The sequence below is a fragment of the Flexithrix dorotheae DSM 6795 genome (assembly GCF_000379765.1).
In the GTDB taxonomy this organism is placed as follows: Bacteria; Bacteroidota; Bacteroidia; order Cytophagales; family Flammeovirgaceae; genus Flexithrix; species Flexithrix dorotheae.
Map to the genome: position 1 here is coordinate 115,494 of NZ_KB903441.1, position 13,186 is coordinate 128,679.

Consider the following 13,186-nt stretch of genomic DNA (forward strand, 5'->3'; position numbering starts at 1 on the left):
TCTTTTACGCCAATTTTTTTGAGGTTTTGGTTACTTTTTTCACTTGAATTCCAATTAAAGTTACATCATCTCGCTGTGGTGTATTTTGGGAATATTCAATCAAAGTAGCCATAATCTCATCCTTTTGGTCCCCCATGGATTTGGAGGCTATTTTTTCCAATAAATTTTTCAGGTTACTTGTCCCAAACCTCCTTCTTTTTTCATTGGGAGTATCAATTATACCATCAGTGGTAAGGTAAATATAATCCCCTGGTTTTACTATGGTTTCTTTTCTTTCAAATTTATGTTCATTTTCTTTCTGCCAGCCGCCTATGGATTTCCTGTCAGGATTGAATTCGGTTATTTGTCCATCATTAATTAAAAATAAGGGGCATTTCGCACCACTATAATTCATTACAATCTCTTCTCCTTTCTGCTCCAAAGAACAAAGGCAAATATCCATTCCATCCACATTTTTAGATTCATTTTGTCTTAATGCTTCTCTCACCCCATAATGTAATTCTTCTAAAATTTTATCAGTGTCTCTTATTTTTCTTTCCTTTACCACCTGATTTAAAAGTGAATTGCCAATCATGGACATAAAAGCCCCGGGTACACCATGTCCTGTACAATCTACAGCTGCTATAAAAGATTTCCCATCTACATGAGCAAACCAATAGAAATCCCCGGAAACCATATCTTTGGGCATGTAAACCACAAAATGATCTTCAAAGGCACCTGCTAAATCCTTTTCATTGGGGAGAATAGCACTTTGAATTCTATTGGCGTATTTAATACTGTCAGTAATTCTAATGTTGGTTTCTTCAAGTTTTTCTTTTTGTTTTTTCATTAATTGTTGAGCAGACTGCAGTCGCTCCATGTTACTTTCCAGTTCTTCATTTTTTTCCTTAATTTCCTCTCTCTGCGATAAAAGCATTTTGTTGGATTTCTTCTTTTGAACAAACCCATAGGCGATTATTCCCATAATCACCAGAAATAAACCCAATATGCCATATCCATAATACCTGAATCTTTCTTCTTCCAACAATTGCTGGTCCTTTAATTTCTTGTCTGCCTCTAGCAATTGCATAGCCTTCTGCTGTTTTTCCTCCTCCAGTTCCTTCTGTTTAATAGCTAAATCCTGCAATTCTCTTTCCCTTTCCAAATTTGCAATTTCCCGTTCTCTACTTTGTGCCTCAATTTGTTGTTGCGCCAATGCTAGTGCTTGCTGGGCTCGCTTCTTTTCTAATGCCTGATTTTCAAGTGTCTGTTTTTGGAGTTCTTTCTCTTTTGTCAATAGCGAAAGCTGTTTTTGTTGTAGGGCCAAAGCTTGTTCCTTTTTCTCAGCTTCTAATTTTAATTGTTTTAAGGAAAGAGCTTGTTTTTCTTTATCCGCAATGATTAATCTTAATTCATTTTCCTTCTTTTCGGCAAATAACTGTTCTTGTCTTCTTTCTTCCTTCAATTGATTGGCCTCATCTTCAAGTTCCTTTTTTAAAGCTTCATGTTTTTTATAAGCCTCCTGAGAATTTTTAAAATCATTGAACTTGGCATAAATCTCCGATAAGATAAAATAGCTTTCAATTAACTCCTTTCTTGCATTAATTTTTTCTCCTGCTTCAATGGCTTTTTGAACATTTGAATAGGCCTTATCATTATATCCACTGATAAAGTTATTGGCAGCCAGATAATTATAAGATCCCGCCAATCCTTCAAGATCTTTATTCGATTCATGAAGTTTTAATGATTCATAAAAATATTTTTCAGCTTTATTAAAGCTCTTAAGATTAGTATAAGTTACCCCAATGTTATCCATTAGTGAGGCATTTTTCCGATCGCCATCAGTATTTAAATGATTAAAAGCTTCTAATCCTCTATTAAAATAATCAATGGATTCCTCATTTTCCCCCAATTGCCGGTACAAATAACCAATATTGTTAGAGGTAATACCAAGTGATAAATAATCTTTATCCTGTTCATGGATTGCTCTTTTGTTTTGCAGATAAACTATCGCCTGCTCAAAGTTCTTTTCATCTTTGCTGATATTGGAAAGTTGGTCCAGAATTATAGCCGACTGCTGATGGTTGTTGGTATTATTTGCCATCACTAAGGCTTCTTCGTAGATTTCTTTAGCCTTATCAAAATCTCCATTCTGATAAAAAGCAAATCCCAAAGCATTTAAGGATTTTTCTTTTCCAAACTCATCATTTAGGCTTTCAAAGAGATTCAATGCCGATTTCAAATAGGATACAGACTTATTAAAGGTATTCCAATCGATATATAAATTGCCAATTTCATAGTTGGATTCAGCTAAATTTTTTTCACTCTTTATTTTTTCAAAAATGATTTGAGATTGGAGCAGGTAATTAAGCCCCTGACTTAAATCTTTTTTCTCCTTATAAATTTTCCCCAAATTGTAAAGACTCAAACCCTGGCCAAATTCAAAACCAATTTTATTAGAAATAGCAATAGCCTGGGAAGCAAAGAGAATAGCATTTTCATAGTCCTGTTCTTTAAACTTTTGATCAAAATCTCTATTGAGGGAAACAACTTTGGAACTGTCTGCTTTGTATTGCTCTGGACTAAGTTTTTGGGCATTTAGGGTTGTCACCATTAAAAAAAACGCACCAATAATGCACCAGCCTGCTTTTAAACTTTGACTTTTCATGATTGAGTTTCTGATCAATTAGTTTTGGTATAGAGTAATTACTAATAATAATTAACTATCTGCCAGCTTATAAATTGTTCTTTCAATTTAGTGAATACCATATTCTTACATGAAGCAGGAATTATTTCCTATTCCTCATTTACAATCAATAACTAAAAAACCCTTATTTTTTATTAATCATGATTCAGCCATCAAAATGTTTTCGGAATGTTATCGTTCAACTTTTTGACTAAAAAATGAATTTAATCATGCTTACTTCTTCAAAGCAATCTAAATTCAAAAGCCTAACTCCAAAAAATTATACGCTGATTATGAAGAGCATTTTCAATAAACCTCCCTACACATTATTTTTCCATATTTTGTTTGGAATGGCCCTGGCTCCAGTTCATGGTCAACAATCATCTGAAGGAAACCCTTCAAAACTTTTCACAGCTGATGTAAAAGAAATTATGGACCTGGGTGTACAGAGCCAGAGTCTGGAAATTGTAAGTGCCTCGAAAAAAGCGGAAAAGTTATTTGATGCTCCCCTGGGGGTTTCGGCAGTCACCAGAGATGAAATCATTAATTCCGGAGTACTTTCCCTTCCTGAAGCATTAAGATTACTCCCCGGTATTATTGTGAGAGAAACCACTGCAGGTAATTATGATATAAGTATCCGGGGATTAAGTAATGTCCCTCCATCCTCCACTTTTATCGATTCAGATAACAGTATCAGCTTAGTAATGATTAACAACAGGCCTGTTTATAATTATTTTTCGGGGGGAACATTCTGGGAGACTTTACCTATTGAAATTAATGATATAGAAAGAATTGAGTTGGTAAGAGGCCCTTCTGCGGCACTTTACGGACCAAATGCCTTAACGGGGGTAATTAATATAATTACCAGAGAAATGAGTAAACAAAAAACTGAAGCCAAAGCCCAAATTCAATATGGGAATCACAACTCTCTATTGGCCAATGCTTCTCTTGGATATAGGTTTAATGATAAATTTCATTTGATTACCTCTACCAATGTGACTGAGCGATACAGACATTCCACCAATTTTTACGATCCAATTAACCAAAATTATACGGACAGATTAGATACTTTAAGAAGTTATCAGATAGGTGATCTAATGGACAATGTAGATGCCAGATACCCAGATCCTAATATCTCTCTGAAAAAATTTGGCATCAATGCTTTTATGAATTATAAGGTGAACGATCATGTTGATTTAAGTTTATCCACAGGTTTGGAAAATTCCCAAAGCATAAGGCCTTACGCTGAAAATACTTATACTCCCCTTTCTACAAACTTGTCGGAAACAAAATATTTGGATCTTGCAAGCAACTTCCATGATGGAACTTTTCAGGTTTCTTATTTAAATGGAGAGCAACAGCCGGGAATTTTAAATCTCGGTTCACATTATGATTTTGAAACCATAGATGCCCTCATCGACTATAATTTTGGGTTCGGAAATTTTACCATCAAGCCAGGATTGAATTATAGAAGAGCCACTTACAATGATATTCCCTATTTTGGGGATGATGGATCCGGAATAATCAATGCGAAAAGAGACTTGACTACACTGGCAGCCAGTTTAAGGGCAGAATATCAACTCGGTGGATTGAGACTAATCAGTGCAGTCCGGGGAGACAAGTTTAGTGCTCCGGATGATACTTTCCTTTCCTACCAGTTTATTGCCAATTACAAAATAAAACAAAAGCATATTTTCAGATTATTATATGGGAAAGCCATTCAGGGAGCCTTTATTGTCAATAGCTTTACCAATTATTCTGTAGGTCCTCATTTTGTTCCGAGTGAGGGCGTCTACATTTTTGCAGAAGTTAAGGGGGATCCTACTCTGGCCCCCCTTCAGGCTATTTCCTCTGAATTCGGGTACCGGTGGCAAATTAATAAAAACCTTGGGCTTGATTTGGAAGTTTTTCAAACTCAGACAGAGGGTTATTCCAAAATCACCCAGGAAAACAGGCTGATTTTTGGAGAAAATACTACCTTACATTCAATCTTTTCATATCGGGCAATGCCTATGAAGGCAAGCCAAACAGGACTAACTGTTTCTATTGATTATGTAATCAATAACAAGTTACACTTCAAACCATTTTTAACCTACCAAAAAACTTCCTTGGAAGACTTCTCCCCATACACGCTCCTGCCTGAAAGTGATCCTACAGGAGAACAAAATATTTCTATTTTGGCTGACCTTGAAGAATTTAAAGGTACTCCATCCATGTATGGAGGACTTTATTTGAACTATAGAATTTCCAGGAAATTTAACCTTAATTTAAATTCTTATTACTTTTCAAACCATGAGCTCACCCACATTTCAGATATTCAGCTAGGAAGGCCCGTTTCTCCAGCCAGAATCGATGGAAAGGTGGTTTTGAATGCGAAGTTCAGTTATATTCCTTCCAATCAGTTTTCGATATTTATCAATGGAAGAAACCTGTTGTTTAAAGAACAAATGGAATACTTCTATACAGATAATATTGGAACCACAATTATGGGCGGAGTAAGTTTTGATTTCTAGCTTTAATTTACAGAAAATTCAACTTCTTTAAAAATTCAGATTTATAAGATGCACCAATGGGGATTACCTTATTGGGCATAATAATATTGCTCATATCCTCAATAGTTTCAATTTTGGAGATATTGACAATATAAGAGCGGTGTACTCTTATAAAATCACCAGAGGAAAGTCTATTGGCTATTCCTTTCATAGTAGAATGAACAATATACTTTTTATGCTCTGTATTAAAAATAACATAATCGGATAATGCCTCTACAAACAAAATATCTTTTAATTTTATCCTGACAATTTTACTATCCGCTTTTACATAAATATCTTCTTCATTCTGAGTTTCTAATACTGGCTGGGTGAAATTTTTTTCTACTTTTTGTACCGCCAACAAAAATCTCGGATATTTTACTGGTTTTACCAGGTAATCGGCTATAGCAAGTTCATAAGCTTTTACAGCATAATCCTCCCTGGTGGTGACCATGATTACCTGAGGCTTGTTTTCCAAAGATTCAACCAACTCAATCCCTGACATTTTGGGCATCTCAATATCAAGAAAGGCTATATCAATTTTTTCTTTTTTTAAAAATTTAAAAGCATCAAGCGCATTTTCAAACTCCCCTACAAACTCCAAATCTTCTGTACGCTCAATATATTCCTTTATCACCATTCTGGAGGTTTCCTCATCGTCTACTACGATACATTTCATGTTATTTAGGTTTAAATGTTCTCCAACAGGAGGTTGTTATTTTTCCAAAACAATAACTTAAATATTTCCAATTAAATCAACCATTAGGCTAACCATTTTTGTCTCGGATAATTAGAAGGAAAGTGTTAAGTTATTATTTCAGGGCAGAAGTTAGTGAAAAATTTCTTTTTATGGATAAAATCTAAGTGCTTATGCTAAGAAATTGGGGCAATACAAAAGTTAAAAACAATCATTTTCCATTGCTCAGGCTTTCCTGATAATTAGAAAACATTTTTTGTAAATATTTTCCTACAATATCAAATTCCAGATTTACCTTGGTGCCCATTTCTATTTTATGGAAATTAGTATGCTCGTAGGTATAAGGTATAATGGCTACGCTAAATTGGTTTTCAGAAGAATTGACTACCGTAAGACTTACTCCATTAATGCAAATAGACCCTTTTTCAACAGTGACATTTCCCTGGCTCTTATCGTATTCAAAAGTATAAAACCAACTTCCGCCTTCTTCTTTTACACTCACACATTCTCCAATTTGATCTACATGGCCCTGAACGATGTGACCATCAAACCTCCCATCCATCGGCATACTTCTTTCAAGGTTTACTTTAGCTCCGACTTCCCAATCACCTAAATTAGATTTTCTTAGCGTTTCTAATATTGCTGTTACTTTGTGTTTGTTTTCATTAATTTCAGTAACAGTAAGGCAAACTCCATTGTGGGAAAGGCTCTGGTCAATTTTTAATTCATGTGAAATTGGAGAAGAAATTTCAAAAATAATATTTTCCTGATCCTTTTCTATTCCAATAACTTCTCCTAAACTTTCTATTATTCCTGTAAACATAATTGCTGTAATTTTTGGTAAGTTGGGGGTTTGAAGAAAAACTTTAAAAATTCAGGGACCTTTTGCCCCCGAATTCTTCTTAATCCAAAAAAGGAATATTTCCCAAAAAACTAAAATGATTTTTGTTATCCGGAAAACTGTATTTATTCAATAAATCCTTTCGCTTTTTTAATTACATTTTCCAGACCATTTACATCCTTTCCTCCTGCAGTGGCATAGAAAGGCTGGCCTCCTCCTCCTCCCTTAATTTCTTTTGCCAGTTCCCTAATAATCTGACCTGCATTTAATCCTTTATCAGCCACTAGGTTATCGGAAATGATTACTGCAATTTGAGGCTTTCCTCCAATATTCGCTGCAATCACCATAAACAGATTATCTACCTTATTTCGCGTATCAAAGGCCAGAGACCTCAAACTATCAGCATTTGGAAGCTCTACTTTTTCGGCAATTAAGTTAATTCCGTCTACTTCCTCTACTTTGTCAACCAATTGTTGTTTCAGGCCCTGCAACTCCTTATTTCTCAACTTTTCCAGGTCTTTTGCTAATTGGTTTTTTTCATTTACCAGGTCATTAACTGTCTTTTTTATATCCTTAGGATGTTTTAGAATATCTCCCAATTCTTTAATTAAATCCAATTGTTCCTGAATATAGTTTTCAGCACTTTCTGAAGTAATAGCCTCAATTCTTCTTACTCCAGCAGCTACTGAACTCTCCGCTACAATTTTGAAAAAGCCAATTTTCCCAGTTGCCGGAACATGAGTTCCTCCACAAAGTTCTACAGAATAGTCTTTATCGAAAGTAATTACCCTTACAAAATCCCCATATTTTTCCCCAAAAAGCGCCATTGCCCCTAATGACTTAGCTTCATCAATGGGTACATTCCTTCTCTCATTCAGAGCAATATTTTCCCTGATTTTTTCATTCACAATTTTCTCCACTTCCCTGATTTCTTCTTCTGTCATTTTTGCGAAATGAGAAAAATCAAATCTTAATACATTCTCATTTACCAAGGAACCCTTTTGCCCAACATGATCTCCTAGAACTTTCCTTAAAGCAGCATGGAGTAAATGTGTGGCAGAGTGATTATTCTCTGTCAAACTCCTTTTCCTGGCATTAACCACACATTTAAATTCTCCTTCAAGTGTTGATGGCAATTTTTTTACGAAATGAATAATCAAATCATTTTCCTTCTGGGTATCAATAATGGAAGTTTTTTCTCCATTGATTTCAATGTAACCTTTATCACCAACCTGTCCCCCACTCTCTGCATAAAAAGGAGTCTGATCCAACACAATTTGAAAAATTGAACCTTTTTTATCCTTTACTTCCCTATACCTTAGAATTTTGGCATTAGCCTCTAAAGTTTCGTAGCCTAAAAATTCTACTTCATCGCCCTCATTAACCACAATCCAATCTCCTTTTTCAGATGCTGCTGCATTTCTTGATCGATCCTTTTGAATTTTCATTGCAGCATTAAATCCTGCCTCATCTACTTCAAAATTATTTTCCCGAGCTATTAATGCCGTAAGATCATAAGGAAATCCGTAGGTATCGTATAGTTCAAAAGCTTTTTCTCCATTAATTACATTATTTCCTTTTCCCTCCCTCATTAATACCTGAAGGATATTAAGGCCTTTTTCCAGGGTATTCAGGAAAGAACTTTCCTCTTCTTTAATTACCTTTTGAATAAAAGATTCCTGTGCTTTTAATTCTGGGAAGATATCTTCCATTTGAGCCGATAAAGTAGGCAACAACTCAAATAAAAATGGTTCATTAAATCCAAGGAAAGTATATCCGTATCGCACAGCTCTTCTCAAAATCCGTCTAATTACATACCCAGCTTTGTTGTTCGAAGGCAACTGCCCATCGGCAATGGCAAAGGCAATAGCTCTAATATGGTCGGCAATTACCCTGATGGCAATATCTACTTTCTCATTTTCTCCGTATTTTACTTTTGCTTTTTTAGCCACAAACTGAATAAGCGGCTGGAATACATCAGTATCATAATTTGATTTTTTCTTTTGGATAGCCATAGCCAACCTTTCGAAGCCCATTCCGGTGTCCACATGGGCAGCGGGTAATTTTTCCAATTTCCCACTTACCAATCTGTTAAACTGGATAAAAACCAAATTCCATATTTCAATTACCAATGGATCATCCTGGTTAACTAAAGCCTTACCAGGTGTTTTGGCAATTTCACTTTCATCTCTTAGGTCTATATGAATTTCAGAGCATGGACCACAGGGACCAGTGTCTCCCATTTCCCAAAAATTATCCTTTTTATAGGCAAAAATTATTCTTTCTTCATCAATAAAATCTTTCCAAAGTTTCGCAGCTTCATTATCGGGAGCCAGTCCATCTTTATCATCTCCCTCAAAAACAGTCACATACAATCTGTCCTTTGGTAAGCCATAAACCTCCGTAAGTAATTCCCATGCCCAGGCAATAGCTTCTTTTTTGAAATAATCTCCAAAAGACCAGTTCCCCAACATTTCAAACATGGTATGATGGTAAGTATCAAAACCTACTTCTTCCAAATCATTATGCTTACCTGAAACCCTCAGGCATTTCTGTGTATCTGCAATTCTATTGGATTCAGGGGTTTTATTTCCAAGAAAATAATCCTTGAATTGGTTCATTCCCGCATTAGTAAACATTAAAGTAGGATCATTTTTCACCACCAGAGGTGCAGACGGTACTATCTCATGCTGTTTACTCCTGAAAAACTCTAAAAACTTATTTCGAATCTCTTTTGCCTGCATATTTTAAATATTTACCAAATCGAGTTAAAACTTATAAAAAAAATACTAAAATTTATTTGTAAAGTGATAGTAATGTACTATTATGGCTGTTTTAAGTATTAAATAATTCAAAGAAAACTTCGTTTCTTTGCAAATCAATTTAAGAATTTGCTTTATTTGCGGGCAAATTTAGTACAAATCAACATATTTTATAATGGCAAAAATCAAATACTACTATGACACGGAAACATGTAGGTATGAGAGAGTCCAGACTTCGACTTCCGATGTTATTGTAAATGCCTTAGGTTTGTTATTCATCTGTGTTATTTTTGGAATAATTTTTTCGTTTACCTATTCCGCATACTTTCCCTCAGCCACGGTTCAAAGGCTAAAAAAAGAAAACAACGAATTATTATATTATTACAATCTCTTAAATAAGGAGTTGAACCATTCAAACAAAGTACTTGGTCACCTCCAGGAAAGAGATGATGATATCTACAGATCTATTTTTGAGGCTGAGCCTATTCCGATGGAAATAAGGCAGGCAGGAAGTGGTGGAAGTGAAAAGTATAAAGATCTTCTGGACAAGCGTTTGAGCAGGGAAGATTTAATCATCAGTACACTTCAAAAGATAGATGTGTTAAAAAGGAGAATGTATATCCAAACTAAATCCTTTGATGAAATTGCTCAATTGGCGAAATCAAAAAAGGAAATGATCTCCCATATTCCGGCAATACAACCTATTTCAAACCAAAATTTAAATAGGCTGGCCTCAGGATTTGGAATGAGATTTCACCCTATTCTTAAGATTAAGAGAATGCACTCAGGTTGCGATTTCTCTGCACCTCAGGGCACTCCTATTTATGCTACTGGTGATGGAAAAATCACTAAATTACAACGATCGAGAAAAGGCTACGGAAATGAAATAGAAATAGATCATGGTTTTGGTTATGTTACCAAGTATGCTCACCTGCTTGAATTTAATGTGAGAAAAGGGCAAACTGTTAAAAGAGGCCAGATTATAGGGAAAGTAGGAAGCACAGGACTTTCCGTGGCACCCCACCTGCATTATGAAGTGATTTATAAAGATAGAAAAGTAAATCCGGTTTATTATTTCTCAAATGATGTAACCGATGACCAATACGATAAACTAATTGAGATTGCCTCCAGAGAAAATCAATCTCTTGGATGGTAGTTTTAAAAATTTGATACTAAAAAGGGTGGATTTAAAAAATTCCACTCTTTTTTTATGCCCTGAATTTTCATTTTACTAATTTGGTCGAATTGGTTTTATTTGGAGTAATTATGCTACTTGAAGAAAAAAATGGATATTGAAAAAAGATATTATTCAATAGGTGAAGTTGCTGAAAAATTTGGTGTTTCTACATCACTTATTCGCTTTTGGGAAGGCCAGTTCAATTCTATTAAACCCAAGAAAAATAAAAATGGAGCTCGCCAGTATACTAGTCAGGATATATCGGCTATTCAAACGATTTATCATTTGGTAAAAGAAAAGGGATATACATTAAATGGGGCCAAAGAATTAATTAAAAAGAACAATAATGTAAAGGAGAATATTGATGTTATAGACTCACTAAAAAGAATAAAAGGTTTTTTGTTAGACTTAAAAAATAATCTTCCTTAAGGTCATTTCCACTTGCCATATTTAAAATTCAGTTGAATTGAAACAGGCTCTACCTCAGGATCTTACTTAGTTATACCTAACTAACTTGGTTTTGTTGGTGTTTAATTTCCTCGTATCTTTGGGCACTTTAACGGTAAAAAATTAATAACAAATATTAAAATAATTCAATATTCGTGGATCTATTTGAAAAATTGTTAGTTGACAGAGGGCCATTAGGACAGTTTTCACAAATTGCACATGGCTATTATGCCTTTCCTAAGCTAGAAGGAGAGATTGCTCCAAGGATGAAGTTCAGGGGCAAGGATGTATTAAACTGGAGTTTGAATAACTACCTTGGACTAGGTAATCATCCTGAAATCAGGAAATTTGATGCTGAAGCTGCAGAAAAATATGGTCTGGCCTATCCTATGGGTTCCAGAATGATGTCTGGAAATTCTAACATAATTGAAGAATTTGAATCTCAATTAAGTGATTTTGTTGGCAAGGAAGATACTGTAATCGTAAACTATGGTTATCAGGGTATTATGTCAGCGATTGACGCTTTGTTAGATCGAAGAGATGTTGTGGTGTATGATGCGGATTGCCATGCTTGTATTTTAGATGGTTTAAGAATGCATCTTGGGAAAAGATTTGTGTATCCACATAACGACATCCAGAGTTGTGAAAAGCAACTTGCCAGAGCCACTAAAATAGTTGAAGAAACTGGTGGATCAATTTTAGTGATTACCGAGGGAGTATTTGGAATGCTGGGCGAGATGGGTAATCTTAAAGAAATTGTTGGCTTAAAAGATAAATTCCAATTCAGGCTGATGGTAGATGATGCTCATGGTTTTGGTACTATGGGAAAAACAGGAGCCGGAACTGGTGAAGAACAAGGAGTTCAGGATGAAATAGACATATACTTCTCCACATTTGCCAAATCTATGGCAAGCATAGGAGGCTTTATTTCAAGTAAAGAGCAAGTTGTAGAATATTTGAGATATAATATGAGGTCTCAGATTTTTGCCAAGACCCTTCCTACTGCATTTGTTCTGGGCAACATGAAAAGGTTGGAAATGTTAAAATCAATGCCAGAGCTAAAAAATAAGCTTTGGGAAATTGTACATGCACTTCAATCTGGATTGAGAGCCAAAGGATTTAATTTAGGCAAAACGGAATCTCCCGTAACTCCTGTTATCTTAAGTGGAGGAACCAATGAAGCTGCAAATCTAATTATGGACTTAAGGGAAAAATTCCAAATCTTTTGTTCTGCGGTTGTATATCCAGTGGTTCCTAAGGATGTCATTATGCTTAGACTAATCCCAACAGCTATGCATACTTTGGAAGATGTTAATGAAACAATTGCTGCCTTCGAGGCAATTTCTGATAAATTGAAAAGCGGAGCTTACGCTAATGTAGCCCCTCAAACTTTACAATAATTCACATTATTGGAGTTAAACCTCCATCCTAAAATCAAAAAAGCTGCTCATTTAAATTGAGCAGCTTTTTTCATATCTTAATTTTATTTTTTCCAAGAGGGTTTATGAAGCAACTGCTTGCCTTCCAGCATTCTCTTTTCTATCTATTTCCCTCGTATAGTGTTTCATACCATCAATTAATTTATCTACTCCTTCACCAGGATTCAAATTAACCATCAGTTCGTAAAAATCTTCCTTGCCTTCAAAATAAGGTCCTACTCTACATTTAGCCTTACTTCCAGCCAGAATAAAATCAAATGCCAGAGTTTGCTTCAAGGAAATAAAAAATAAATAATCAAATTCTTTTTCCATAAAAGCAGCTACCTTTTCTCCTTTCAAAGCCCCTGATAATGAAATATCTTTTTCATCAAAAAAGTTATAGCTAAAATTATATGGATTATCATGCTCTCTGGTAAAGTAAGTCATTGCTTCAACTTTCTTCCCCTCCTTCATCAGTCCTTTCACGAATTTATTCATCTCTTCGTGATGGTTATCATTCTCTATCAGAAATAAAATCCCTACTGATTTTACTTCACTATAATTTGTAGAAATCCTTTTTGCTTTATTTCCCTTATTTGCCCGTGAGATTCTCAGATTTAAAAAAAATTCTTTTATCGGTTTCAACAC

General features: G+C 35.0%; 9 protein-coding genes. 4 read left to right on the plus strand and 5 right to left on the minus strand.

Translation table 11 applies throughout. The features are described 5' to 3' along the window. Positions 1 to 4: 4 nt before the first annotated feature. Positions 5 to 2,647: a tetratricopeptide repeat protein gene (locus tag A3EM_RS0114780; protein ID WP_020528999.1), complete on the minus strand. Its 2,643-nt coding sequence runs from the start codon at positions 2,645 to 2,647 to the stop codon at positions 5 to 7. A 311-nt stretch (positions 2,648 to 2,958) separates the two neighbouring features. Here A3EM_RS0114780 and A3EM_RS0114785 point away from each other — a divergent pair, with 311 nt between their 5' ends. Beyond that, positions 2,959 to 5,178 (plus strand): TonB-dependent receptor plug domain-containing protein, encoded by a 2,220-nt coding sequence (locus A3EM_RS0114785; protein ID WP_157637898.1) that lies wholly within the window; start codon positions 2,959 to 2,961, stop codon positions 5,176 to 5,178. 7 nt (positions 5,179 to 5,185) lie between these two features. Here A3EM_RS0114785 and A3EM_RS0114790 read toward each other — a convergent pair whose 3' ends face one another. The 3 genes from A3EM_RS0114790 to alaS form a co-directional block, all read right to left on the minus strand. Beyond that, positions 5,186 to 5,875 carry a LytR/AlgR family response regulator transcription factor gene (locus A3EM_RS0114790; RefSeq protein WP_020529001.1) on the minus strand — a complete coding sequence of 230 codons (690 nt, stop codon included), beginning with the start codon at positions 5,873 to 5,875 and terminating at the stop codon, positions 5,186 to 5,188. A 229-nt stretch (positions 5,876 to 6,104) separates the two neighbouring features. Then, the gene (locus tag A3EM_RS0114795) at positions 6,105 to 6,716 is read right to left on the minus strand and encodes a riboflavin synthase (protein WP_020529002.1); all 612 of its coding nucleotides are present in this window, start codon (positions 6,714 to 6,716) and stop codon (positions 6,105 to 6,107) included. Positions 6,717 to 6,859: 143 nt separating this feature from the next. Further along, positions 6,860 to 9,478 carry an alanine--tRNA ligase gene (alaS, locus tag A3EM_RS0114800; RefSeq protein ID WP_020529003.1) on the minus strand — a complete coding sequence of 873 codons (2,619 nt, stop codon included), beginning with the start codon at positions 9,476 to 9,478 and terminating at the stop codon, positions 6,860 to 6,862. A 193-nt stretch (positions 9,479 to 9,671) separates the two neighbouring features. On the opposite strand from alaS, the gene A3EM_RS0114805 reads away from it, so the two are divergent. From A3EM_RS0114805 to A3EM_RS0114815, 3 genes are all read left to right on the plus strand, one after another. Continuing rightward, positions 9,672 to 10,652 carry a M23 family metallopeptidase gene (locus A3EM_RS0114805; protein WP_020529004.1) on the plus strand — a complete coding sequence of 327 codons (981 nt, stop codon included), beginning with the start codon at positions 9,672 to 9,674 and terminating at the stop codon, positions 10,650 to 10,652. Between the two features lie 129 nt (positions 10,653 to 10,781). Then, positions 10,782 to 11,102: a MerR family transcriptional regulator gene (locus A3EM_RS0114810; protein WP_020529005.1), complete on the plus strand. Its 321-nt coding sequence runs from the start codon at positions 10,782 to 10,784 to the stop codon at positions 11,100 to 11,102. 173 nt (positions 11,103 to 11,275) lie between these two features. After that, a complete protein-coding gene (locus tag A3EM_RS0114815) occupies positions 11,276 to 12,520 on the plus strand; it encodes an aminotransferase class I/II-fold pyridoxal phosphate-dependent enzyme (RefSeq protein ID WP_026210305.1) in 1,245 nt (414 codons plus the stop codon). 102 nt (positions 12,521 to 12,622) lie between these two features. On the opposite strand, the gene A3EM_RS0114820 is transcribed toward A3EM_RS0114815, so the two are convergent. After that, on the minus strand, positions 12,623 to 13,183 hold the full coding sequence (locus tag A3EM_RS0114820; RefSeq protein ID WP_020529007.1) for a DUF6913 domain-containing protein: 561 nt from the start codon (positions 13,181 to 13,183) through the stop codon (positions 12,623 to 12,625). Positions 13,184 to 13,186: the final 3 nt, after the last annotated feature.